This window comes from Vibrio crassostreae (assembly GCF_024347415.1).
In the GTDB taxonomy this organism is placed as follows: Bacteria; Pseudomonadota; Gammaproteobacteria; order Enterobacterales; family Vibrionaceae; genus Vibrio; species Vibrio crassostreae.
Window position 1 is genome coordinate 2,234,946 of record NZ_AP025476.1, and the last position, 25,643, is coordinate 2,260,588.

At 44.5% G+C, this 25,643-nt stretch carries 23 protein-coding genes; 14 read left to right on the forward strand and 9 right to left on the reverse strand.

Annotation, left to right across the window (positions count from 1 at the left end; translation table 11 throughout):
• The first annotated feature begins 8 nt into the window (after nt 1-8).
• Nucleotides 9-1,328, forward strand: coding sequence for a dicarboxylate/amino acid:cation symporter (locus OC193_RS09975; RefSeq protein ID WP_307862841.1), 1,320 nt, complete (start codon nt 9-11; stop codon nt 1,326-1,328).
• A gap of 121 nt (nt 1,329-1,449) precedes the next feature.
• Here the strand turns inward: OC193_RS09975 and OC193_RS09980 are convergent, their stop codons facing one another.
• The gene (locus OC193_RS09980) at nt 1,450-2,223 is read right to left on the reverse strand and encodes an ABC transporter substrate-binding protein (protein WP_048659769.1); all 774 of its coding nucleotides are present in this window, start codon (nt 2,221-2,223) and stop codon (nt 1,450-1,452) included.
• Nucleotides 2,224-2,233: 10 nt separating this feature from the next.
• Nucleotides 2,234-3,376 (reverse strand): histidinol-phosphate transaminase, encoded by a 1,143-nt coding sequence (gene hisC, locus OC193_RS09985; protein ID WP_048664709.1) that lies wholly within the window; start codon nt 3,374-3,376, stop codon nt 2,234-2,236.
• A 181-nt stretch (nt 3,377-3,557) separates the two neighbouring features.
• Between hisC and OC193_RS09990 the strand changes: the two genes are divergently transcribed.
• From OC193_RS09990 to OC193_RS10015, 6 genes are all read left to right on the forward strand, one after another.
• The gene (locus OC193_RS09990) at nt 3,558-4,445 is read left to right on the forward strand and encodes a LysR substrate-binding domain-containing protein (RefSeq protein ID WP_048664708.1); all 888 of its coding nucleotides are present in this window, start codon (nt 3,558-3,560) and stop codon (nt 4,443-4,445) included.
• Nucleotides 4,446-4,536: 91 nt separating this feature from the next.
• Nucleotides 4,537-4,785, forward strand: coding sequence for a hypothetical protein (locus OC193_RS09995; RefSeq protein ID WP_017069991.1), 249 nt, complete (start codon nt 4,537-4,539; stop codon nt 4,783-4,785).
• A gap of 133 nt (nt 4,786-4,918) precedes the next feature.
• A complete protein-coding gene (locus tag OC193_RS10000) occupies nt 4,919-5,503 on the forward strand; it encodes a septation protein A (protein ID WP_048659613.1) in 585 nt (194 codons plus the stop codon).
• 267 nt (nt 5,504-5,770) lie between these two features.
• Nucleotides 5,771-6,169, forward strand: coding sequence for an acyl-CoA thioester hydrolase YciA (gene yciA, locus OC193_RS10005; RefSeq protein WP_009846426.1), 399 nt, complete (start codon nt 5,771-5,773; stop codon nt 6,167-6,169).
• A gap of 194 nt (nt 6,170-6,363) precedes the next feature.
• Entirely contained in the window at nt 6,364-6,660 is a 297-nt protein-coding gene (locus OC193_RS10010) for a YciI family protein (RefSeq protein ID WP_017631803.1), read from the forward strand.
• Nucleotide 6,661: 1 nt separating this feature from the next.
• Complete coding sequence (locus OC193_RS10015; protein WP_048664707.1) at nt 6,662-7,057, forward strand: GspS/AspS pilotin family protein; 396 nt, start codon at nt 6,662-6,664, stop codon at nt 7,055-7,057.
• Between the two features lie 96 nt (nt 7,058-7,153).
• Here the strand turns inward: OC193_RS10015 and metE are convergent, their stop codons facing one another.
• Nucleotides 7,154-9,520, reverse strand: a complete 2,367-nt coding sequence (gene metE, locus OC193_RS10020; protein WP_048666456.1) for a 5-methyltetrahydropteroyltriglutamate--homocysteine S-methyltransferase — start codon at nt 9,518-9,520, stop codon at nt 7,154-7,156.
• Nucleotides 9,521-9,801: 281 nt separating this feature from the next.
• On the opposite strand from metE, the gene OC193_RS10025 reads away from it, so the two are divergent.
• Nucleotides 9,802-10,713 carry a LysR substrate-binding domain-containing protein gene (locus tag OC193_RS10025; protein WP_048664705.1) on the forward strand — a complete coding sequence of 304 codons (912 nt, stop codon included), beginning with the start codon at nt 9,802-9,804 and terminating at the stop codon, nt 10,711-10,713.
• Nucleotides 10,714-10,852: 139 nt separating this feature from the next.
• On the opposite strand, the gene OC193_RS10030 is transcribed toward OC193_RS10025, so the two are convergent.
• Together OC193_RS10030 and OC193_RS10035 are read right to left on the reverse strand one after the other, a co-directional pair.
• Nucleotides 10,853-11,053 carry a DUF4250 domain-containing protein gene (locus OC193_RS10030; protein WP_004741624.1) on the reverse strand — a complete coding sequence of 67 codons (201 nt, stop codon included), beginning with the start codon at nt 11,051-11,053 and terminating at the stop codon, nt 10,853-10,855.
• Between the two features lie 113 nt (nt 11,054-11,166).
• Nucleotides 11,167-11,847 (reverse strand): hypothetical protein, encoded by a 681-nt coding sequence (locus OC193_RS10035; protein WP_048659617.1) that lies wholly within the window; start codon nt 11,845-11,847, stop codon nt 11,167-11,169.
• Nucleotides 11,848-12,177: 330 nt separating this feature from the next.
• Between OC193_RS10035 and OC193_RS10040 the strand changes: the two genes are divergently transcribed.
• Nucleotides 12,178-14,487 carry a YgiQ family radical SAM protein gene (locus OC193_RS10040; RefSeq protein ID WP_048664704.1) on the forward strand — a complete coding sequence of 770 codons (2,310 nt, stop codon included), beginning with the start codon at nt 12,178-12,180 and terminating at the stop codon, nt 14,485-14,487.
• A 102-nt stretch (nt 14,488-14,589) separates the two neighbouring features.
• On the opposite strand, the gene OC193_RS10045 is transcribed toward OC193_RS10040, so the two are convergent.
• From OC193_RS10045 to OC193_RS10055, 3 genes are read right to left on the reverse strand one after another with little or no spacing between them, the layout of a single operon-like run.
• On the reverse strand, nt 14,590-15,054 hold the full coding sequence (locus OC193_RS10045) for a GtrA family protein (protein ID WP_048659620.1): 465 nt from the start codon (nt 15,052-15,054) through the stop codon (nt 14,590-14,592).
• On the reverse strand, nt 15,041-16,528 hold the full coding sequence (locus tag OC193_RS10050; RefSeq protein WP_048664719.1) for an ArnT family glycosyltransferase: 1,488 nt from the start codon (nt 16,526-16,528) through the stop codon (nt 15,041-15,043). Before OC193_RS10050 ends, OC193_RS10045 begins: the two co-directional genes overlap by 14 nt.
• Before the next feature lie 2 nt (nt 16,529-16,530).
• Nucleotides 16,531-17,550: a glycosyltransferase family 2 protein gene (locus tag OC193_RS10055; protein WP_048659621.1), complete on the reverse strand. Its 1,020-nt coding sequence runs from the start codon at nt 17,548-17,550 to the stop codon at nt 16,531-16,533.
• Between the two features lie 125 nt (nt 17,551-17,675).
• Between OC193_RS10055 and OC193_RS10060 the strand changes: the two genes are divergently transcribed.
• The 5 genes from OC193_RS10060 (at nt 17,676) to OC193_RS10080 (ending at nt 22,706) form a co-directional block, all read left to right on the forward strand.
• Nucleotides 17,676-18,353, forward strand: coding sequence for a response regulator transcription factor (locus OC193_RS10060; RefSeq protein WP_017062034.1), 678 nt, complete (start codon nt 17,676-17,678; stop codon nt 18,351-18,353).
• Nucleotides 18,350-19,648 carry a sensor histidine kinase gene (locus OC193_RS10065; RefSeq protein ID WP_048664703.1) on the forward strand — a complete coding sequence of 433 codons (1,299 nt, stop codon included), beginning with the start codon at nt 18,350-18,352 and terminating at the stop codon, nt 19,646-19,648. The genes OC193_RS10060 and OC193_RS10065 overlap by 4 nt, the downstream gene beginning before the upstream one ends.
• Before the next feature lie 92 nt (nt 19,649-19,740).
• On the forward strand, nt 19,741-20,670 hold the full coding sequence (locus OC193_RS10070) for a pyridoxal-phosphate dependent enzyme (RefSeq protein ID WP_048664702.1): 930 nt from the start codon (nt 19,741-19,743) through the stop codon (nt 20,668-20,670).
• A gap of 216 nt (nt 20,671-20,886) precedes the next feature.
• On the forward strand, nt 20,887-21,624 hold the full coding sequence (locus OC193_RS10075) for a dienelactone hydrolase family protein (RefSeq protein ID WP_048664701.1): 738 nt from the start codon (nt 20,887-20,889) through the stop codon (nt 21,622-21,624).
• 176 nt (nt 21,625-21,800) lie between these two features.
• Nucleotides 21,801-22,706, forward strand: a complete 906-nt coding sequence (locus OC193_RS10080; RefSeq protein WP_048664700.1) for a MalM family protein — start codon at nt 21,801-21,803, stop codon at nt 22,704-22,706.
• 88 nt (nt 22,707-22,794) lie between these two features.
• Here the strand turns inward: OC193_RS10080 and OC193_RS10085 are convergent, their stop codons facing one another.
• Entirely contained in the window at nt 22,795-25,608 is a 2,814-nt protein-coding gene (locus tag OC193_RS10085; RefSeq protein WP_048664699.1) for a glycoside hydrolase family 3 protein, read from the reverse strand.
• Nucleotides 25,609-25,643 lie beyond the last annotated feature (35 nt).

Here is a 25,643-nt window from a genome sequence, read left to right on the forward strand (position 1 = left end):
TTAATCCAATGGTACATCGTACATTGGTGAGTAGTTCTGGGATTTTTATATTTAGTAGCACAGAGGTTATGGAAGTGTTAAAAGAAAAGAGTTTACTAAGCAACATCGGCGTTCAAGTCGTTATTGCAATGATCGTCGGTACTGTAGTTGGTGCGATGATGGGTGACAGCGCAACTATGTTCGCTCCACTGGGTGCTATCTTCATCAACTTGATCAAGATGTTGGTTATCCCTCTAGTCGCAGTTGCACTGATTTCAGGTGCTGCTGGTTTAGGCAACAGTTCATCTGCAGGTAAAGTCGGCGTAACTACATTGGGTTACTTTGCACTAACGTCTGCACTTGCTGTAGCGCTAGCGCTAGTAATGGGTGAAGTATTCGAACCGGGTCGTGGTATCGATGTTTCTGGCGTAGAAGGCATGTTCTCTTCTGAATACGCTGCGAAAGGCGAACTTCCAACGTTCTGGGCAACCATCACTGGCATGATCCCTACCAACGTTTTCCAATCATTGAATGAAGCAAACATTCTGCAAATTCTCGTTTTCTGCTTATTCTTCGGTATTGCGATTTCTAAACAAGCGAAAGAAAAACGTGATCCTATCATCAATGGCGTAAACGCGATTGTTGACGCTATGGTTTGGATGATCAACAAGGTTATGATCATTGCACCACTTGGCGTATTCGGCCTAATGGCAGAAGCAGTTGGTACATTCGGTTTTGGCGCACTTATGGTTGTGTTCAAACTGTTCGTTGTTTACATCGCTGCGATCCTGATCTTCGGTTTTGTTGCTTACCCACTGATGATTCAAATCTTCACTAAGACTTCAGCTAAGAAGTTCCTAGTGGCAATGAAGAAGCCTCAAGCGGTTGCACTATCAACAGCCTCTTCAATGGCTACACTGCCAGTAACAATGGAAACGGTAGAGAAAGAACTTGGCGTTCGTAACTCTACGGCTTCATTCGTTCTACCTCTTGGTGCGACGATCAACATGTCTGGTAATGCAATTTACTACGGCTTAGTTGCTATCTTCTTTGCACAACTGTTCAACATAGACCTGTCTATGGGTGCCTACGTTGCTATCATCGTAACGTCTACGCTTGGCGCAGTTGGTCAAGCGGGTGTTCCAGGCCCTTCTTTCCTAGTGGTTGCGGTTCTTCTAGCGGCTGGTATCCCTATCGAAGGTCTACCTCTGTTGTTCGCTCTAGACCGTATCTTCGATATGATCCGTACTGCTCTGAACATCACTGGTGATGCAGCATGTGCAGTAATCGTTGATTCTCTAATCAAAGACGAAGCGAAAGAAGCTGAGCTACAAAAACAGCAAGCGTAATCAATAAACGCTAAGTTGGTGGTGATTGAATTGATACCACCAGCTTAAACTAAAAAATCCGAGAGCCTCACAGCCCTCGGATTTTTTGTTTTTGGTGTTCTAGTTTTAAGCGTTACGCGAATTACAAATCAGCGCCATAGATATCAAACGTGAAGTACTTAGAAGCAATCTTGTCGTAAGTACCGTTTGCTCTGATCTCTTCAATCGCGGCATTGAATTGTTTCGCCAGTTTTGAATCCTGTTTTCTTAGTGCTAAAGCCGTACCTTCACCAATGTAGGCTTTGTCAGTTACTGCTTTGCCTTTAAATTCAAAACCCTCACCTTCTTTCTTGTCTAAGAAAGCCAATGACAGTTGATCTGAGTTGCCGAAGGTGAGATCTAGACGGCCATTTTGCAGATCCAGATACACTTCATCTTGCCCGGTATAACGTTTAATGTTTGCCACATCACCAAACTTATCTGTTACGTAGCGATCGTGGATCGTGCCTTGTTGTACACCGATGGTTTTGCCCGCTAAGCCGGCCTCATCGACGCTGAATTCCGCGCTTTTAGCAGCAACAAACACGGCTGGAGTTTGGTAGTACTTATCAGTAAACAAGATCTTACGCTTACGCTCTTCGGTAATACGCATTGAAGCCATAATCACATCTGACTTTCTCGCCAACAAACTTGGAATTAGCGAGTCCCAACTTTGTGAAACCCAAGTACAATCGAGTTTGGCTTGCTCACACAAGGCATCAGCTATCTCAATATCAAACCCAACAGGCACACCGTCACTGTTTTTATAGTTGAATGGCGGATACGTAAAGTCTGACGCCAAACGGATTTCTTTCGCCTGTACCGTTGTACCAAGTAAAGCAGCCGCACAAGCGAGTCCTAGTATTATCTTTTTCATCATTGCCATCCTAGATATGATCTTTATCGAGTTGAGATTGAGTTTCTTTATGTTGAGATTGTTGAATTTGTCTGCCTTGTTGATTCTTTTCTAATTCGGTTTGGTAGCGTGTTAGTGACGTTATCACTTCTAGCATGCTCTCTTGGCTACCAATACTGATTCGAACACAGTTACGCAAAGCAGGTTCATGGTTTTGATTCCTTGTCACAATGCCATCCTTCGCCAATACACTGAACACTTGATGCCTAGGTTTTTGACGCAGCAAAATAAAGTTCGTCGATGAAGGGTAAACAGACTCGATGAAATCAAACTGCGTTAACTCACAAGCAAACCAGTTGCGTAGTTCGACCAGCTTTTGTGTAGCACCTTGCATCACTGAGACTCGTTCATCAGACAAAGCGTCTAGCACGATTTGCGATGAGCAATCTGGCATTGGATACGGTGGAATTAATTTAGCGACATACTGCATCACATTTTGACTCACTAAGATAAAACCACAGCGCACCGCAGCAAGTCCAAACGCCTTAGATAAAGTGCGAATCACAACCAAGTGCGGATAACGCTCAATAAGGCTAACGGCTGACGTTTGTGGTTCAAATTCGATATACGCTTCATCAACCACCACTAGAGATTTCCCGATAGTCCCTTCCAGTACCTGAATCAAATCCGATCTGGGAATCACATTACCCGTTGGATTGTTTGGTGAACAAAGGAAAACGATATTGACCAACTCAGCTTTATTCAGAATGTCAGCAACATCTAAGCTGAAATCTTCCTGCAAAGGAGAGTCGAGCGTTTCAATCGCTAATGCATCAGCGCAAAACTCATACATGGCATACGTTGGTGAACAAATCAGGATATTGTCACTCGCGGGCTTACAGAATGTTCTGATCAGTAAGTCAATCGCTTCATCAGCGCCACGAACAGCAACAGTTGCAGCGTCAGTTCCGCAATACGCTTGGTAAGCCTTGGCAATATCTTGTGGTAAAAAGTCTGGGTAACGATTATGGCTGGCTTCTCCTTGAAACAGCGAGCTTTCCAATTCGTTCGCGTTTAGCCATACACGTCCATCACCACCAATTCTTCTTGCCGATTGATAAGGTATTAATTTTTTTACAGCCTGAGGCACTAAGTTATCAATAAAAGATGTCAAGAAGCTATCCCTTTCACAAAATCACAATGTCTTCACCACTGCCTTCATATTCAAAAAATGTGAACTATACACATATTGAATCACAAATGATGACTAAGTATTTACATTCAAACAGAACACTATTGATAAATGAATCGAAATAATCACATAATAGCCATGATAAAAAGTCATAGGTAAAGATATGAATAGCACACTTCCTTCAACCAAAACCTTGCTCGCATTTTTATCGACGGCAAGGCACCTTAACTTTACGCGCGCGGCACATGAGCTCAATGTCACGCAAGGTGCAGTGAGTCGTCAGGTACTCTCGTTTGAAGAAAGCCTTGGCTGCGACCTCTTCTATCGCCATGCTCGAGGATTGTCTTTAACGCCGAAAGGAGAAGAGCTGGTTCCCTTGATACAAGGAACGATTCATCAACTGCAATCGGCTCTGAATCAAGTGGCTAGCTCTCCCTCTAAGATCAAACTCAATGCTCCGAGTTGTATTACCTCTTGGCTCTTACCCAAGTTGATGTCATTTCAACAGGCCTATCCTGATATTGATGTCGAGCTCACTTCGACCATCAAGCACGTTTTTGAGCCAAGCTTTGATCCCTTCGATGCGGTGATTACTTATGGCAAGAAACCAAGCCAACACTCAATTGTTAGCCAACTACTGTTCAACGAGCAACTAGCTCCTGTCTGCCAAACACAGAGCATTGTTCCAAGTCACCTGATAGATAGCACTTCAACTGTCATCAAGCCACACAAGCTTGCTCAGTACACTTGGTTACACGCTAACAATGAGCAGAGTGACTGGCGACTATGGTTAGAGCACATAGGAAGCCATGACCTTTCAAGCAAGAACAACCAACAATTCGCGACACTCGACCAAGCGATGAATGCCGCGATTCAGGGCTTTGGTATAGCAATCGGTGACATCACGCTTGCTAAGCAAGATATTGATTTGGGCAGATTGGTGAAAGTGAGTGAAGGCAGTGTCTTTTCGGGAAATGGATACTTCCTATTACAACCCAAGAACCGTCAGAATGCCTCGCTATCAACCTTAGTCGATTGGCTAGTCGATTAACGGTTATCAAATTGCTTTGACATAGATAACCCAACCAATATACAGCAGGTTGCACCTTATTCATCATGCAGCTTGTCACGGAGGATAGGCTATGACCTTACAAAGACATACGTATTACGGCTTAATTCACCATGGAATTAAAACCTTATTAATGGACAGAATTGGTCACTTCACAGAACGTGAATATCACGAGTATCTCGACTTAACGACCGGTAAATCGACATGTTTTGCCATGAGTGAACAAGAACTCGAAAACACCTTAGACAGTTTGAAAAGCGAAGGTTATCTTGAAGACATCAAGAAGCTGATACCTCGCTACCAAACCTCGTCAATGCGATAACCTGTCTAAACTCGTTAAACACGATGAAGGGTTAGATGGAATTAAATGGCACCCAATTGTCTCGGGCTATTTAGCATCGAGACAGTTTTCGTTAGACTGTCTGCAACTCAACTAACTGGATAGTCAGTGCCACATGAAGCAAATCCTTGATTTCATTCCTCTCATTATTTTCTTTGCGCTGTACAAGATGTATGACATCTATACCGCGACTGGTGCTTTGATCGTTGCATCTGCAGTTCAAATTGTTTTGACGTATTTCATCTACAAGAAAGTAGAAAAAATGCAGATCATCACGTTTCTGATGGTTGCCGTATTTGGCGGCATGACCATCTTCTTGCACGACGACAACTTCATTAAGTGGAAAGTGACCATCGTTTACGCGCTGTTTGCTATCGGCCTGACAGTCAGTCACATCATGGGCAAGTCAGCTATTAAAGGAATGTTGGGCAAAGAGATTTCACTTCCTGAGTCAGTGTGGGCCAAGATCAACTGGGCATGGACTCTGTTCTTTACTCTATGCGCTATTCTCAACGTTTACGTTGCTTTCAACCTACCGTTGGATGTTTGGGTGAACTTCAAGGTGTTTGGCTTACTCATCGCTACCCTGCTCTTCACCTTACTGACGGGTGTATATATTTATAAGCATTTACCAAAAGATCAGCACCTACAAAAAGACCAACAGCAAGAACTAACAGACAAAAATACCGACGAGAAGTAACCCTAAGGGATGAGTCCTCATTCCCTTTTTGATACAATTCTTATCAATATGCTATTTAACAGTGGCCAATGATACTCGTTATCATTGGCCACTGGCTTTTTTGTGTTGCGGAAACTGGTCAAAATAAAGCCTATTATTTAATGACAATCTCACTAAATTAGCGCTCATCTGGTTTCTTGTTGTTCATTGCACTCATTTGCCAATGTACTTAACCAGTCAACACATCTGTTTTTATTTAAAAAAATCAATACCATCAAGAGTACAACAATGACTATTCAATCAACTTTGAACCCGATTGGTTCTTTACTTCTTCGCACATTAGCGATGCCTTCTGATACAAATGCAGCAGGCCAGATTTTCGGTGGTTGGATAATGTCTCAGCTCGACCTAGCTGGCGGTATCTTGGCGAAAGAGATCTCTAACGGCAAAATAGTCACAGTTTCAGTATCAAGTATCGAGTTCAAACAACCAGTCTCTGTGGGTGATGTGGTATGTGTTTATGGTGATTGCACTAAGATTGGTCGCAGCTCGATGAATATCGACCTAGAAGTATGGGTTAAGCCGGTACTTGACCACGGCATCGGTGACCGTTACAAGGTTTGTGGCGCGACATTCAACTACGTCGCGGTTGATGAAAGTGGTAAGCCTCGCTCTATCAATAAATAGGACTTTTCACTCCGTCGTTTACGTAAATGGTCTTTAGTTCGAGTCAATGAAATAGCTAAAGACCATAGCGCTCTCTCGCACCATTTCACAATTTCTTATCATTAGCCCTTCCAATACCAATTAGTTCGCGTAAATTAGCAAGATAGCGAATTTAAACGCCCCAATTCAGTGAAGTAAAATAAGGATATCTCAATATGTGGTACGTGATTTTTTCTCAAGACGTCGAAAATTCATTAGAAAAGCGCCTAAGTGTTCGCCCACAACATCTAGAACGCCTACAAACACTTCACGATGAAGGCCGACTTTTGACAGCAGGTCCAATGCCAGCAATTGATTCGGATAACCCTGGCGAAGCGGGTTTCACAGGCTCTACTGTGATTGCTGAGTTTAACTCTCTAGAAGACGCACAGGCATGGGCAGACGCAGACCCGTACATCGAAGCTGGTGTCTACCAAAATGTCATCGTAAAACCATTCAAGAAAGTATTTTAACGTGAAAAAATGGATTATTGGCTCACTAGCTATGGCTCTGCTTGCAGGCTGTGCTTCAAGAGAGCAAGACCAACAAAGACAACTCGAGATGATGGCGCAGCACCGTGCTGGCGTTTTATCCGCAGGCCTACCCATTGAGTATGGCCCGCTGTCAGTGATGCGAGTGCTCGCAAAAAACACCGTGATTGAAATCATGATGATCTACAACCAAGATGCTAAAGGCGCGAAGCCTTTAAACCAAGTTGTCGATATGAGTGTGAATAGCTACTGCACTAACTCAGAAGTAAGAGCAAACCTAGACATGGGCTTGGCTTACAACATCAAGATTCGCAACACACGCGGACAATTGATGGTTGAGAAGCTGATCAGCAAAGATACTTGCCAGAGCAGCAGCTAGATTCGAGATTCGAGATTCGAGATTCGAACAAATATGAACGTCAAAGCCTCGCAGTAGCGAGGCTTTTTGTTTTGAGTCATCTAGCTCTAGTGACAGTTAAGCTTCTGCTGACTCCCACTCTTTACGCAATGCCTTAGTCGCAGAGACTAAGTTAGTCAGTGCTGCTTCTGTTTCTGCCCAATTTCGAGTCTTCAGGCCGCAGTCTGGGTTTGCCCATAAGCGTTCTGCCGGAATTTTCTCAGCTGCTTTCTTCAACAGACCAATAATCCACTCTTGTGATGGAATGTTTGGTGAGTGAATATCGTAAACACCCGGGCCAATCGCATTCGGGTAATTGAACTCTTCAAACGCTTTAAGCAGCTCCATGTTCGAACGAGAGGTCTCAATGGTAATCACGTCGGCGTCTAGTGCAGCCACTGAATCAATGATTTCGTTGAATTCGCTGTAACACATGTGAGTATGAATCTGAGTCTCTGGCTTAGCACTCGCAGCTGAGATCTTAAAGGCATCTACCGCCCACTCTAAGTATTCTGCATGGTCGCGCTTTTTCAGAGGTAAACCTTCGCGAATCGCTGGTTCATCAATCTGAATAATGTTGATTCCAGCGTCTTGTAGGTCAGACACTTCATCGCGCAACGCAAACGCCAATTGGTTAGTGATCTCTTTACGTGAGATATCTTCACGTGGGAACGTCCAACACAAGATTGTGACAGGTCCTGTGAGCATCCCTTTCATTTGCTTTGAAGTCAGAGATTGAGCATAGGTCGACCACTCCACCGTCATCGGTTTTTCGCGCTCGATATCAGCCACCACAATCGCTGGTTTCACGCAGCGAGAACCGTAGCTTTGCACCCAACCAAATTTGGTGGTTTGGAAGCCTGCTAGGTTTTCAGCAAAGTATTCCACCATGTCGTTTCGTTCCGCTTCACCATGAACCAACACATCTAAGTCGAGTGCTTCTTGGCGTTTCACCGCATCCGCGATATGACCTTTTAGTGCAGTGGTGTATTCCGCTTCGCTCAACTTTCCAGTGCGATAAGCGCTGCGTTGAACACGGATCTCGCCAGTCTGTGGGAACGAACCGATGGTTGTGGTTGGCAATAAAGGTAAACCTAGTACCTCTGATTGATGCGCGGCGCGTTCTGCATAAGGTGTACTGCGCTCCGCCAATGCTTTAGTAATAGTATTAATGCGAGCCTGTACCTGTGGCTTATTAACATGAGTTGCACTCTTACGAGCCACAATCGGCTGGCTGTAAGTCTCGCACGCTAAAATGGCATTTTGATCGCCGTCTAGCGCCGCACCCAATAAGCTAACCTCTGTGACTTTCTGTTTCGCGAAAGCAAACCAGCTTTTCACTTCATCGCTCAGTGAATCTTCTAGCTCTAAATCAACCGGGCTGTGTAGCAGCGAACATGAGCTTGCCACCCACAGCTTATCGCCTAGCTTCTCTTTCACAGGTTGCAGTTTCGCTAGCTGAGTAGCCAAGTCTGCTCGCCAAACATTGCGTCCGTTGATAACACCAGCAGACAGTACCCACTCTTCCGGTAGTTTACTCACGACTTCATCGAGCTGTTGTGGCGCAGCGGCTAAATCAATATGTAAGCCATTCACTGGCAGTTTGACGATTTTGTCTAATGTGTCCGTCACCGAATCAAAGTAAGTGGTCAATAGTAGCTTCACATCACCTTGAATCACTTGATAAGCCAATTTGAATGAATCTGCCCACTGTTTTTCAAGCTCAAGCGACAGAATAGGTTCGTCGATTTGAACCCACTCAACACCCAGTTTGGCAAGCTTAGCTAAAATCGCTTGGTAGGCAGTAAGTAGACGTGGAAGCAAGGCTAAGCGATCAAAGCCCTCTTCTACTTCCTTACCCAAATACAAGTAAGACAACGGGCCAAGAAGGACTGGCTTAACCTTATGCCCAGCTTGAATTGCTTCATTCACTTCATCAAACAGTTGCGGCCAGCTCACTTCAAACGAATCATCTTTACTGAACTCCGGAACAATGTAGTGATAGTTAGTATTGAACCACTTGGTCATGTCAGATGCCGCCGAGCTATCTTTTGTGCCATTTTCCAAACCATGTTGACCACCACAACAGGTTGGCTGCTTTTGAGATTGTATTTGAGTTTGAGATTGCCCACGGCCAACGCGGAACAAGGTATCTAAGTCTGGGAAGGCTTTCTCTTCTTCAGAGCCACCAGCGTGACGCTTTGGCACATGACCCAAAAGCAAAGTCGTTGTTAACACATGGTCGTACCATGCGAAGTCACCCGCAGTTGCAAAGCTTAGATTCGCGTCGGCTTGTACATTCCAGTTACGATTTCTCAGTTCGCTGCCGAGCTGCTTAAGCTCTGACTGGCCAATCTCGCCGCGCCAGTACTTCTCTAGTGTGAATTTCAGTTCGCGTTTTTCACCAATGCGTGGGTAGCCAAGAATATGCGTTGTCGTAGTCATGAGCCTGTTCCTTATTCAATAATTGTTAGTATCTTTTCAGACCACCTATTGAAGATTACGCTTTATCAAAAAGGCGTCTGGATGGCTAAACTATCCACCCAATCTGAATAATGAACAACGTCCAAATATTCATCTTGTTTATTAAAAATATTCATCTTGAATAAACCAAAGATGAGGAACTAAAAACCATCTAGACATCTAGACGTTTACAAATGATAAAAAACCCCGTAGGGTGATTATTAAGAAATATTGAATTGGCTTAGGGAATATGAGGAATACTCATGATAGAGCTTAAACACCTTCGAACATTGACTACCTTGAGAGACAGCGGCTCACTGACAGCAACTGCAACCTCTCTTCATCTGACGCAATCGGCACTTTCTCATCAATTGAAAGACCTTGAGGCGCGTATTGGCGGTCAGCTTTTCCTTCGTAAGACTAGGCCAGTTAAATTCACTTCTGAAGGTGAGATTCTGCTTAAGCTCGCCGATGAGATACAGCCAAGAATCGCTAAAGCAGAGAACGAACTCGCAAGCCTAAAAGAGGACGTGAATGGGCGTTTGCACATGGCGATCGAGTGTCACTCATGCTTCCAATGGTTAATGCCCGCTTTGAAGGAGTACCAAGTTGCTTGGCCAAGCGTGACATTAGATTTTTCATCGGGCTTTGGTTTTGAGCCTCTACCCGCATTAATGGCTGGTGAATTAGACTTGGTGATTACCTCCGACATTCAGCCACGTTCAGAGGTTCATTACGAACCACTTTTCGATTTCGAGATGCGTTTGATCACTGCAATAAACTCGCCTTTGGCTGAAAAGCCAAGCATTGAACCGCAAGATCTTAGCGATCTCACGATGCTCTCCTATCCAGTTCAAAAACAGCGTTTAGATGTCGTGAAGCACTTTTTGCAACCTGCAGGTGTAGAACCTAAGAAGTGGAAGCAGGCAGACAACACCTTGATGTTGGTGCAAATGGTATCGGCAGGATTAGGTGTCGCGGCATTACCAAACTGGGCAATCAGTGAGTTCTCAAGGCAAGGCTTGATAGCCAGCAAGCCGTTAGGTAAAGGGCTTTCGAGAAGACTGTTTGCTGCAGTAAGAAACTCAGAAAAAGACAAGCGTTACCTACAGGCTTTCTTTAGTACGGCAAGGCAGCAGAGTAAGAGTCACCTTGATGGTATTGAGGTCGTTTAACAATAACCATCGTCAACTAACTCCGCTTACACCAAGCACAAGAAACAAATGCCAGAAACAAAAAAAGTCACAGATAATCTGTGACTTTTTAGTTTCAGTACCGATGATTTTCGATACGTGCTGATTCGCGAAAAATAGACTATCTTGCGTAAGATTTAAACTGGTTAGTCAGTGGGTCGTATTGATAGCCAAGCATATCAAGCTTACCGACGACACTTTCTATATCCATCTCATACATGCTAATGAGCTCTTCAAAACTGTCGCACTCTAAGCGCAGTTTTTCGTTCACTATTCCCAGCAAGATAATGCTATCCAGGCTTTTGACGTTGCTTAAATCCATCTCGTACTCCTTACGAACACACTGACTAGAGTTAAGTTTAGAACGCTTACCAAGGTCACGCTAAAAAACAGATCACACTTCTTAAATCATATACGTGGTTACAATGCCCGAAGTTACAATGCCCAAACTGGCGTTAAACCAACAGCGGCCGCTAATAACATCAACAATGAAACCGTAAGTTGAAGCTTTTCAGGTGTCTTAACGAACAGTAGATGCCAACACCACACCACGATAGAAGAGATCAACAAAGCGAAGCTAAATAGTAACGTGGAAATTACTGGCTCTAACTGAGCTTCAGAGAGTGAGTAAACATTCACGACTGTTGCCAGTACCACCAACATACCCGCCAATACACCCACCACTGGCAAAACACGGTGGAAAGCTTGCAAACGCGTTCTTGCGATCGTCAGCAGTAAATGACCAAACGCAGCACCTAACAATACCACCAACAGCAGAGTCGTAATGATGCCGACTGTGGTTGCTTGCTCAGTCGCTTGAATAGCAACGTACGACAACGCCAAACCACACGCCAAATACATAACCCAAATAGGGCCAGAGTCACGTGTCTTTTTGGTTTGAACTTGAGAATAGAAATAAAAGATTGCGAACACGACCAGAAAGGCTTCAATTTTCACTGAGGCAACCGCCAGCCACAACACGCCAATTGCAGGCAACATCTTGTGAATACGGCCACGTTGTCCCGGGCAAATATCCCCTTTCACCAAGATGAGGGTTAAGATCAGTTGGGCTCCTAAAAGCATCGGAGCAAATTGTACTAATAACGTTTCGACCATTGTGGATCTACTTCTTCAGACTTATTTTCGCGAATAATATCAAAAACTGCTGCGAACACTAATCAAAATCACAAATTAGCGACGTTATTCAAGGCTTCAACTATGCTGTTGTATGGCTCTTTTGATGCTTTTAAAAGCGATATAGCGAAAGACACCAGAACTAACAGGGGCATGTTCTACTGGCTAGTCTAGTCTCATGCCGCTATAATTCCCGCCTCAAAAATCAGAGGTTGAAATATGTACAGCGATATCACTCCTATTCACGAACACAAAAAATACTGGGCCGAGTGCTACGGAACTGCACCCTTTTTGCCTACCAGTAGAAAGGAGATGGATGCTCTTGGATGGGATAGCTGTGACATTATTATTGTAACTGGTGATGCGTATGTCGATCACCCGAGCTTTGGTATGGCTATCATCGGCCGTCTGCTTGAAGCTCAAGGTTTCCGCGTGGGCATTATTGCTCAACCAAAATGGGACAATAAAGATGCCTTCATGAAGCTAGGTAAACCTAACCTATTCTTCGGCATCACAGCGGGTAACATGGACTCCATGATCAACCGCTACACCTCTGATCGCAAATTACGTCACGATGATGCTTACACACCAAACAATGAAGGTGGCAAACGTCCTGACCGTGCAACTCTGGTTTATTCTCAACGCTGTCGCGAAGCCTACAAAGGCACACCAATCGTTCTTGGTGGTATTGAAGCGAGCTTGCGTCGTGTTGCTCACTACGACTACTGGTCGGATAAAGTTCGTCGCTCTGTATTGTTCGATGCAAAAGCCGACATTCTTCTTTTTGGTAACGCTGAGCGTGCACTGGTTGAAGTGGCACACCGCATTGCCGACGGCGAAGACATGTCTACGCTAACCAATATCCGCGGTACTGCTATCAATCTTCCAGCAGCGCCTGAAGGCTTCAAAATCATTGACTCTTCTCGTATCGAAAAGCCGAACAAAGCGTATGTTCCCGTTAACCCATACGAAGTTGAAACCCAGTGTGATACCAAGAAAGACGAAAAAGAAGAAGTAAAAGCGCAGCCTATTACTATTCGCCCTTCTCGTCACGATGCAAAAACTACAGCAGTTCGTATCCCAGGTTACGAAAAGCTAAACAATGACCGTATTCTTTACGCTCACGCTAGCCGTATTCTGCACCTTGAGACAAACCCGTACTCGGGTCGTGCTCTGATTCAACGTCACGGTGATCGTGAGCTCTGGGTTAACCAAGCGCCAATTCCACTGACTACAGAAGAGATGGATTACGTGTTTGGCCTTGCTTACAAGCGTGTTCCTCACCCGATGTACGGTAAAGCGAAAATCCCAGCATACGACATGATCAAAACCTCGGTTAATATCATGCGTGGTTGTTTTGGTGGTTGTTCTTTCTGTTCAATCACAGAGCACGAAGGTCGTATCATTCAAAACCGTTCGAAAGAATCTATCTTGGATGAGATCGAAGACATTAAAGATAAAGTACCGGGCTTTACCGGTACTATTTCTGACTTAGGTGGTCCAACGGCGAACATGTACCGTTTAGGTTGTTCAGATCCAAAAGCAGAAATTAACTGCCGTCGTCCATCATGTGTGTTCCCGAAAATCTGTGAAAAGCTAAACACAGACCATCAACACACCATCGACCTGTACCGCTCAGCAAGAAAAGTACCGGGCGTTAAGAAGATCATGATTGCTTCTGGTGTTCGTTACGACCTAGCGATTGAGTCTCCAGAATACGTTCGTGAGCTTGTGACTCACCACGTTGGTGGTTACTTGAAGATTGCTCCAGAGCATACTGAAAAAGGCCCGTTGGACCTGATGATGAAACCGGGCATGGGCACTTACGATCGTTTCAAAGAGATGTTCGAGAAGTACAGCGCTGAAGCCGGTAAGAAACAGTACCTGATTCCTTACTTCATCTCTGCTCATCCGGGCACAGAAGACGAAGATATGCTTAACCTTGCAATGTGGCTGAAAAAGCATAACTACGAGTGTGACCAAGTACAGAACTTCTACCCATCGCCAATGTGTAATGCAACATCGATGTACTACTCAGAGACCAACCCTCTGAAACGCGTGAAATATAAGAAGCGTGAAGATGTTCCTGTACCTAAAGGTGATCGTCAACGTCGTCTCCATAAAGCACTGCTACGTTACCACGATCCTGAAAACTGGAAGATCATCCGTGAAGCGCTGATCAGTATGGGCAAACAGCACTTGATCGGCGACAAAGTAAACTGCCTAGTACCAGCAGAAGACTTTGATGCTCAAACGCCAGCACAACGTCGTAAGTCTGGTCGTCACGGTTCACAACGTTTTGCGACTAAACACAGCAAATCTCAACCGGGTTTAGGCGGCGAGAAGCCACGTAATCACTCTAAATCTGGTGGCAAGAAGCCTACTGGTAACGGTAGTCAAGGCAATGCTAACCAAGGTAACGGAAAGCAAAACGCTGGTGATAGTAACAACGGTAACGGTCGTAAACCAGCGACAGGCTTCATTAAGAAAGGTCCTGGTAGTCAGCAATCACAAGGTAATGGCAGCGGAAACGGCAAACCAAACCGCAATAAAGGCGGTAATGGTCAAGGTGGCAAACCTGCAAGTAACGGCAAGAACCGCCAGCGCGCAGCACAACGCTAATATCGCAAGCCAATTTATTCTGTTATCGTAAAAACACAAAGCGCAGCTATTTAGCTGCGCTTTTTTGTTTTTGCCAACTCATCAAAAATCTCACTGAGTTGTCTAACGAGTAAATACCCAATACTGACTAAACAAATAGTTGGTGACCATACCCACTAAGATACCAACCGCCATTGCGATAAACACGGCCCCAGTAAATGCAGGCAACAGTTCCGTCATCAACTTAAAGCACAACAAATTAGGAATCGCCGATATCGATGCGGAAAACATGAATTTCTGCCACTGGATCAACTTTTCGGACCAACTCCCCTGACCTTTGAATCCAAAAGTCAGCACGCGATTACCAAACCACGTTGTCGTTGCAGCAGCAATGAACGAGCCTATTCTCGCCGTCATTAAAGGCAAACCAGCAATGTAATGCAGAAAGGCAAATACCGCACAATCAACAACAAATCCACCAGCACCAACCACAGCAAATCGAACCATCCTGTGATGGGATTGGAGCTTTTGACTGTGTGCCTGAAGCTTATTATTGAACATTTGCAGCCCTGAGTTAATGCTGAACATCACTTTCACTTCGAATGTGGCTCAACGACAAATTTGGTTTGATGTTTTGGCTATGGCAGCTGAACAAAGCACGCTTTATTTTCACCGTTGGTTCCAAAATACAAGTTAACGCGTTGTCTTTAATCTTGGTTTCCACTTCAGATCTTTTACCAATCAGATAGAACTTATCAATGCCCTCTATCTGCTCGATATCGAGAAGTCTTTTCGCTTGACCATGACTGTAAAATTGCCCAGAGAATGGTCGTTTACCCACGTAAAAGCTTGGCGCAGAATCCGTAATCTGTTCGAAAATAATACGGTCACTTTTCTCGTTCGCCTTGCCGAGATTCAGGTAGACCATCGCAATCATTAGCAACACAGGCAGAACCAAAGCCACGCTCGAGAACCACTTCTTATCTTTTTCCACTACGAGTATAGCAATCAACAAGCCAAGAGCCGGAATACCTGGTAGGACGTAAGCTGGGAGAATATTGCCCGCCATAGTGAAAAGAATCAGAGGTGAAATCAACCAACAGACAAGAAATGAAAACAGCCCACTATTCTCAGTGTTAATTTCTGCAATTTTCTTACGGCGGACAAACGCTAATATAGGCAAAACAATTGACCAAGGCGCAGCGGCTTGAATCCAGAACACCCAGATCATACCTCGTGCTTGGTCGTGAGCAGAACCGTACAGATCACCTTCCCAGCCACTCACAACAAAACGCTTAAAGTGTTCGCCAACAATAAAGTAGTCGATGAAGCCCGGCGTTGCCATTTCAGCCATGATGTACCAAGGTAGAGCAATCGCTAACATCACACCTAAACCAGACAACAATGGGAAACGTTGCCAAAGCGCTTTGAAAGCACCAAAGAAGCCGTGTTGTAATACCAACCAAGGGAAAACTGCGATACCCATGATGACAATCGCTACTGGCCCTTTTGCCAGCAAGCCTAGTGCTAAACCAATGAAACCAACGTAACCCCAAGATCGATTAGTCTTCGCACTCCCTTCACCCTTCCCCGCTTCTCCTCCTAGCCAACATAGGTAGAAACCCAGCATGGCAATAGTCATCGCTAAGGTTAACGCGATGTCTGTCATCACAGCACCTGCCGCAATAGAGAAAATACCACATGTCGCCAACACTACCGCGGCAACCAACGCACTTTGCCCTGTTCGTTTCGCCATGTAAGCGGTCAACAAAATCGTTGCGACACCCGCTAACCAATGTGGTGCGCGAACGGCAAACTCACTCAGGCCGAACAACTCAATACCGGCAGCGCTCATCCATGTAAACAACGGTGGCTTACCCCAGAAAGGAATACCGTAATCAAACTGAGGCGTTAACCAATTCCCAGTTTCCACCATCAGACGTGCCATTTCGCCATAGCGCGCTTCTGTGGTATCCATTAATGGATAGGTTGCCAAAGATAAAAGCCTTAAAACCAATGCAAAAGCCAACAAGTACCATAGGTGCGTTCGGTTCAGGTTCAGGCTCATGCTGACTCCTCTAATTTAAAATGTGTTTTTAATGCCGGTGTATCGACCACCGATTGGATCAGATACAAAGGACGATTCTTGGTTTCAATGAAAATACGACCTATGTACTCTCCCATTAAACCAATACACAACAGTTGGATACCGCCAAGGGCAAGCTGTACGACCATCATTGACGGATAGCCCGTGATGGGCTCACCAAACATCATGGTTTTGAACACGATGAAGACGCCATACACGAAAGCAGTAAGTGCCACTAAGCCACCAACGGCCGTCGCAATACGCAGTGGGCGGATAGAGAATGAAGTGATGCCATCCATCGCCAAGCCAACCAGCTTCAAGTAGTTCCACTTGGTCTCACCACAAAAGCGCGCGTCGCGCTTAAACTGAATCGTTGCTTGCCTAAAACCCGGCCATGAGAAAATACCTTTCATGTAGCGATTACGTTCAGGAAGTTGATTGATATGGTCGACGACTTCACGGCTCAACAGTCTGAAATCACCGACATTTTCAGGAACATCGATTTTCGCAGCCACATTCATGACTTTGTAAAAGCTCGCCGCTGAAAACTTCTTAAACCACGTTTCACCATCACGCTGGCTGCGCTGCATATTCACAACGTCATAGCCTTCGCGCCACTTGGCAACCATTTGTGGGATCAGCTCCGGCGGATCTTGCAGGTCTGCGTCTAACAAGATCACCGCTTGTCCTCGGCAATGCTCAAGACCAGCACTCATGGCTGACTCTTTACCAAAGTTACGGCTTAAACCAATCACCGAGATTGAGCTGTTGATTGAAGTGAATGAACTCACCAAGTCCAAGCTATTGTCTTTGCTGCCATCGTCGACATAAACAATCTCACTCGTGATCGGTAAGCTATCAAGCACCTTGGTAAGGCGAGAGTGGAACTCTTCCAATACCTCTTGTTCATCGTAAAAAGGCACAATGATAGACAAAGAGACCGCAGGATTGATCTGCGATGTAGATATCTTAGGGCGGCTAATATGAAGTTCAGACATAATACGTTCTTCTATTTTTTAATCTGAAGCCAATCTACCCTCCCATAAGTGAAAGTTATGTTATTGACATATTTTTCACGCTCACTCAGGATAATGTTACTGTCTATTTCTGTATGAGAATCAAAATGAAACGAGTTCTATTAGTCGAAGATAACCGTGAAATTGCAGGTGTCTTGTTTGATTATTTTGAGTGTATTGGCATGGAACTCGATTACGCAGACAACGGTGAACTTGGCCTACAACTCGCGTTGGAAAACTCATTTGATATCATCATATTGGATCTAATGTTACCGAGAATGGACGGCCTAACGGTTTGTAATAAACTGCGAGACCAAGGTAACGCGACACCTATTTTGATGCTGACCGCCTTAGATAGCCGAGAAGATATGCTGAAAGGCTTTGAACACGGTGCCGATGATTACCTCACCAAGCCTTTTGATTTGGATATTCTAGAAGCAAGAATGAACGCGTTAGTCCGTCGTTACCGCGGAAAAGTCGCCTCTTCAAAACTTCAGTTCGATGAACTCACCATCGACCAAAAAACCCGTAAAGCTTACCGCCAAGATAAACTACTAGCGCTCAATCCAACCACTTACACCATACTTGAGATGCTGTGCCAAAGCGCACCTGAAGTAGTCACTCGTGAAGCTATTTCCTACAAGTTATGGGAAGAAAACGAGCCCAACAATGATGTGTTGCGCAGTCACATTTATCAGTTACGTAATCAACTCGACAAGCCTTTTGACACTCAGATGTTAATTACGGTGCCTAAAGTTGGCTTCCGATTGGAGCCATCGAATTGATTTCAAATGTTCTTACAAGCACAAAAACCCTAACGGGCCGCTTAGCGGTTTTCTTTGGGTTAATGGCCGTAATTGTGTCGGCATTTGTCTATGTGGTATTTATCACAGCCCTGTACTTGTCGGAAGACCGCGTGGGTGAAAGACGCATCCTAATTGACCGCAACTATGCAGTCGGGTTATTCCAGTCAGGCGAAAGTGGAGAGCTTCGTATTGATGACCTGACTATCGCTTACAACGATCTTTCCTATCTACCGAAAAAGTATTTAAAGTATATTGAAGGCAAAGAAAATTTCATTGGTGAGGTCGGTGAAGATCCAGAATCTCGCATGGTCTATGTAGGCGAGTATACTCATGAAGGTAGAACTCACCCTATTGTTCTGCTTTCTGAAATAGACCGTGTCGAGCTTAGTGTCTTTGAGCTCGTTTATGCCACCACATTTGTATTAGCCCTTCTCTCTATTCTAATATTCAGCTTCGGAGCTCTGCTCTATCGGTTGTCTAAACGGCTGATTGAGCCCTTCAACTCCCTGTCTGAACAGCTTGAATCCAATAAGCTCAATCTAAACGAAGAATTTGGAGTGAATGACGATGCGGCGGTGGAGTTTCGTCAGTTGACGGATCAACTCAATCAATACAGAAGAGAAATCAATTCTCTAGTAAAACGCGAGCAAGCTTTCGCACGCTACTCAAGTCATGAACTAAGAACTCCGTTGACTGTTGCTCGTGGTGCCAACAAACTGTTACTGAGAAGCGAAACAACCGAATTTCAATCTCGTCAGGTTGAACGTATTGATGAAGCCATTGTTCAAATGTCTGAAATGGTCGATGCACTGCTTGGTCTCGTTCGTTATGAAAGAAACAGTGACGATGCACCTCTACGTTTATTCAGCCAGCAAGAGCTAGAGACTATCGTTTCTAAAAATTCGTTGCAGGCTGACGAGAAGGAAGTCGCGATAACCTTACAAGTTCAATCAGAACCAACCATTCAAGCCACCAGCGCGATCATGAATATGTTGGTCGGTAACTTGTTAAGAAACGCGATTGCAGCAACTAATAGCGGTACAGTAACTATCACCCTTTCTCAAGACAGTCTTATTATTGAAGATCAAGGCGAAGGCCTGCAGGAGCAATACAACCCGAATGGACATGGGCTAGGTTTGTTGATTGTCGATGACTTGTGTCAGCGTTTTGATTGGGACTTTGAATTGTTTAATCGCAGCTGTGGTGGATGCACAGCCAAGATCACCTTTCAAGCCGATTCATCCGCGTCAATATCGAACGAAAACTTGATTTAGTTGGTTTACAGCCGCCTCTGGCTACTAGATACTCGTCCGTCCTATTTGATTTAAAAATGCTGGCTCTTTAGTCAGCATTTTGTTTAAGTGCGATGAAACTAAATAATAGCCCTGTAACTCAGCATCAATTTAACGACCACACCTTTTTCTTAAAGCGTGACGATCAACTTCACTCACACTTTTGCGGTAACAAAGCCCGCAAGTTCATGAAGCTGCTGGAAGACGAGCACCCAGAGACCACAACCTTGATCAGCTATGGTTCTGCGCAGGCTAACTCTCTGTTCTCACTCGCGGCACTGGCAAAGATCAAAGGTTGGACGCTTGAGTTCTACGTCGATCATCTTCCCGAGTGGCTACTAGAACGCCCAATAGGTAATTACCGTGGTGCAGTAGACCTTGGCGCTAAGGTGATTTCAGTCAAAGAGACAGGCTCTGAGCTTCATCCTAAAGAGTATATTGAGCAAGTAAGACAACCTGACTCACACTGCATTGTGTTACCCGAGGGTGGCCGCTCTCAGCTTGCTGAGTATGGTGTTAAGCAATTGGCAATGGAAATACTGAGCTGGACTCGCTTCGAAAACCAACACGATTTTGTGATCGCACTCCCCGCAGGGACAGGTAGCACAGCTCTCTATCTTCATAAGCATTTAAAGCTGCACAACATCCCGGTATTAACCTGTGCTTGTGTTGGTGGCAGCGACTATTTAACGCAGCAATTTAATGAGCTAGGTGAAACCGAACATCCACAGATCTTATCGCTCGAAACCAAACACCACTTTGGAAAATTGTATCAACAGGATTATCAAACTTGGTTGGATCTACAAGAGCAAACCGACATCGAGTTTGACCTGCTTTACGACCCATTGATGTGGCAATGCTTAGAACAATGGCAAGAAGATAACCCAACTAAAACCATTATCTACATTCACCAAGGCGGTATCTTAGGTAACGAATCGATGCTGCCACGCTATCAGCGAAAATATCCAGATATGTGCCGTAGCACGACTAACGCTTCTTGGTAATTACCCCGTCACACCGAGCTCTGGATATTCGAATTTCCGTAATCTGAGAACACCGTCATACAGCCATCACACTTGATCGTGATGGCTGTTTTAGCGTTTCACTTTCATATTTTACCTCTACTCTTACACTTCAAATTAAAGACAGTAATCTGGCGAGAATCATCGCGTTATCTATACTTTCGATTGGAACGTCATTGTCTTCTGAAGGAATAACGCATGCGAAAACTCACTACACTCGGCCTGTTTTCAATCTTACTACCCTTTTCAGCTATTTCTGGAGAAAACGTCACTTACCAAGTCGACGGGATGGACTACGAAGGTTATTGGAGTGAAGCCAGTGACCAAGCGCCTTTGGTACTGCTAATTCACGATTGGGATGGCTTAACCGATTACGAAAAGAAGCGTTCTGAGATGCTCAACGAACTCGGTTACAACGTGTTCGCTATCGACCTGTTTGGTAAAGGCATTCGCCCAACCGAAGTGAAAGACAAAAAACAACACACAGGTGAACTGTACAAAGACAGAGAGAAAATGCGTGCGCTACTCAACGCAGGAGCCATGGAAGCGAAAAGACTTGGCGGCAACTTAGATAACAACGTAATAATGGGATACTGCTTTGGTGGAGCTGCTGTATTGGAAGCTGCTCGTGCGGGAATTCCTTCGAAGGCTTACGTAACCTTCCATGGCGGTTTATCAACACCAAAAGGCCAAGACTACTCGCAGACTAAAGCTCCCGTAGTCGTGTTCCACGGCACGGCTGATGCCATGATTTCAATGCACGACTTTGGAAGCCTCGCCGCTCAACTTGAATCAACCAAAGTTCCGCATGAGATGATCACTTATAGTGGTGCGCCACACGCCTTCACAGTATTCGGATCGAATAACTATCAACATGAAGCTGACCAAAAATCATGGCAACGCTTTACTCAGTTGTTAAGTTCGGTATCTCGTTAACTTTCAATCTAGGTAACAGCCCAACGGCAGCCTGTTACCTAATTCGTACTAATTATTAGCGAGTATTTCTTTAAATTTGGTGTTCGTCACTCAAAAAGAAAGCGCTTTCTTGTAGTGTGTCTCTATTATCAATCAGGCACTCTGAATCAGATATGCTTTTTTAACTGTGAGAAATTATGAAATATTTAGCAATTCTACCAGCGGTATTCGCACTAAGCGCCTGTTCAACAGTGACAGAGTCACCGGTTAGCTACCACAAAACTTCTCCGGGGCTAGAGTCACTACAGAACAACGAAAACTGCTGTGAAAACCTGAGTACAATTCAATATCAAAGCGTTACGAACCCAGAAGAAACATCTGTTTCGATCACCACAGCAAGCCCTAAGATCGAGTTCAAATCGGGTCGATCCTTTGCTGGAGGGCTAAAGCTTCCTGCAACACTAGATGCTATTCGTTTTTCAGTGACTTCAAATGCTAGTTATTCAGCATTCGTTCCGTCACTTTTAGTCTTAGACAAAAATTACCAGCCGCTAGATGTCATTGGCAATGAAAGTATTAAGTACCAACCACTTAGCCTGCTTGATGGTGCACAATATGGCGCGCAAATCGAACTGCAAGAACGTTACTTAAACGGCGAGGCTCCTGCTTACTTGGTCGTATTCACAACCAGCGAAGCACTCGCGAAAACAACTCCTGTCGAAAAACCAAGTGATATGGCGATACGTTCTGGTGATATCCAGGCAAACATCGCTCATAACACGGACTACGCCATCCCTCATTCTGCAATCGGGAAAGTCTCCTTTGATTTTAAATTCACAGCGGTAACCACCGTTGTTGAAGAACAAAACCGTCAAAAGCGAGTTCAACAAATTATTCCAGAATCAACCGTAGCCCAATCAGATTTATTAACGGAAAATACACTGAATAAGAAAGAGGTTTATCAAACTCTTATAGAAAACTCGGTTTCATCTGGAGATTTTAGTGCAGCACTGACTTACGTTGAAGAATCTGAGCGATTAGGAATCGAAGGGATGCGAAACTCCTTTGTTGACGCGATGAAGCAATATCAAAAAGCACAATAACTCAACCTCAAAGTAGTCGTTTATTTTCTCTCACTTTACCTCTTTTTTGAGCAACGAGAGTTAAATAAACGACTGTTATCCCTTAGCCCTATTCAGGCATAAACGAAAATACTAATTGCTCCAATTCTAAGCCTAATTTGATGAATTCAATATCCAAAGAATAAAAGCCTTTATCAAGCTTAACGGAGAGCCCCTCAACTGAAACTGTCTCGCCATTAGTACCATTCACTGATAGAGACATCGCGTACACGTTATTGAGACTTAAACTACACGCAGATTGAGCCAAAGTGCCACTATCGTAGTTAACAATACCTGCACATCGATACACACCAGCCTGTTTAACTTCCAAAACAATGCTACGGTTTTCTCTGATATTAAGTGGTAATACTATTGCATGTTGCTCTGCCGTCAGAGAGCAAAAGTCTCCATCAGTTTTACTCTGTTGTTTATTAAGATTTTGGGTCGCCTCAAAGCTCTTAACTGGATCAAAAGCGACTAATGGGCGACCCATTGCTGGAGAGTCCATAATAAAACGACAAATATTCATCGCGCTTCGTTGCAACTCCCCTAAGCTCAACGTTCCGTTTTCAAGCGCCTGTAACGTATCGTCATTCGACACGTTATTTTCCGCACCATCATGCTCAACAACCATATAAAGATCATTTTGAGAGCGAAGCATAAAGGATGTGTAACTTCGACTTTCAGAGCCACCTTTGATTGGGTCATTCATTTTTGCCCACCAATCCGTCATCACTATCCCTTTATAACCCCACTCCCCACGAAGAATCGTAGTATTGAGGTCGTAATTGGATGCAGCCCAGTGACCATTAATAGGGTTGTAGGAGGTCATAACACTCGAAGCTCCTCCTTGTTTTACCGCTATTTCAAAAGGCTTCAGATGAATCTCACGAAGTGCTCTTTGAGATATAACACTATCAACATCAAACCGTGACGTTTCTTGATCATTCGCCACCAAATGCTTGATTGTGCCAGATACTCCTGCAGCTTTAAGACCAAGAGTTTGAGATGCAGCTATTACCCCTGAGAGAAATGGATCTTCTGAGAAATACTCAAAATTTCGACCATTCAAAGGGTGGCGGTGGATGTTAATCCCAGGACCAAGCAACGTATCAATATGATTGGCTTGCATCTCTTTCCCCACTAAATGAAATAGTTTCTCATTCAGTTCTGGGTTCCATGTACAGCCTAATAATGTACCAATTGGGACTTGAGATGCTTTATGTCCGCTGTCCATTCGGATACCAGACGGACCATCAGCAGCTGCAACGACAGGGATGCCTAAATCAAATAAGCTCGGCGAAACACCCCCAAAAGCAGCAGCAGTACCTGGCGTCACCTTAGGGCTGCACATACCTTCCCCACGAACAATTGTCGCTAACTGCTTTACGGTCATTTGCGAGATAAATTCGTCAATGTTCGCTCGCCCCTGCTTAACATCCAGTAAACGAATGCCCGTATCTTCACCAAGAGGAATAGAGCTTGGAAGCTCACTCAGAATACGTTTACTCAAATCAATAGTTCGTAGTGGTACAGATTCATAGTCACAAATGTAAACCCCATTTTGCCCTATCTCTTTTGGAACGAGCCTTTTAAAAGCGGTGACGGGTGCCAGAGCTTCCGTTAGTCGCTCAACAACTATTAGCTCATCCACTTTTATGCTTTCGTCAACTAGCCTTGCTTGTCGAACGCTGCCTCCTAGATAAAAGTGATATTCTCCAGCTTCAAGTACGTAACTATTTGGGTGTCCCGTTTTACCGCAGTCATCAAATGATGCGAAGGAAGATAGAGGACATGAAATTGTCAAACACACCGTTTCTTGCGGGTCCAAGGTCGGTGTTTTCACAAACCCGATCAGTGCTCGTGTTGGCTTACCAAGATGACCTTGAGGCGCTTCAACATATAATTGAACAACATCCTTGCCACTGTATTTCTCACCTATGTTTTTAACTTCAATATCAAATACCAACTCTTGTTCAGAGCCAGAACCAAGAATCGTTAGCGCATTTAATTGATTGGAAAAGCGGGTGTAGGACAGCCCAAAACCAAACTCAAATTGAACAGCTTTAAGATTGAAAGTTTCAAAATACCGATACCCGACATAGATATCTTCTTGGTACAGATTACGCTCTTTATTTCCGAAGCTAGCGCTGGAAGGGTAATCAGATAAAGAGTGCGCAATAGTGTCGGTCAAACGTCCACTCGGGCTAACATCACCTGATAAAACATCCGCAAGTGCATGCCCACCTTCCATGCCTGCAGCCCAGCTATACAAAATTGCCTTGATCGACCTTGCATCTTTGAGTGAGCTTACCCATGACATATCAATAATGTTGGTCACGTTCAGTATCACAATGACATCATCAAAATGTTCCGTCACTTTCTCCAACATTTGCATTTCGAGGGCGGTTAAATTGTAACTGCCTTGTTGCTGTGCATTATCTTGATCCTCACCAGCTGTTCGACCGATAAAAATAACGGCTTTGTTAGATTTGGCGGCGGCATCCATCACAACAGAAGCTGAAAGAGGCATTTCATCTTGAAACCAAGGTTCAGCTGCCCAACCACCACCGCCGTCATTGAACGGGTTGTCCTTGACCCAACGTTGGTATACCTCCACCAAACTGAGATTAAGATTGATGTTTGGATTCTCATACAAGCCCTGTAATGCATTAACTGAATAAGGGACATTCACCGCTCCACCAGATCCAGTGCCACTTCGGTAGGTATCAATCTGACAGCGACCAAAAAGAGACACCGTATCACTAGCCTGCAATGGCAATATTGAATCACTATTTTTTAGTAGCACAATGCCCTCAGTAGCCGCTTGTCGACTTATGGGTGCAAGCTGCTTCTGTGCTTCGAGAATTTCCACAGTATTCATTTAAAGTCCTACTATTTTTTTACTTAGAGCAAAAA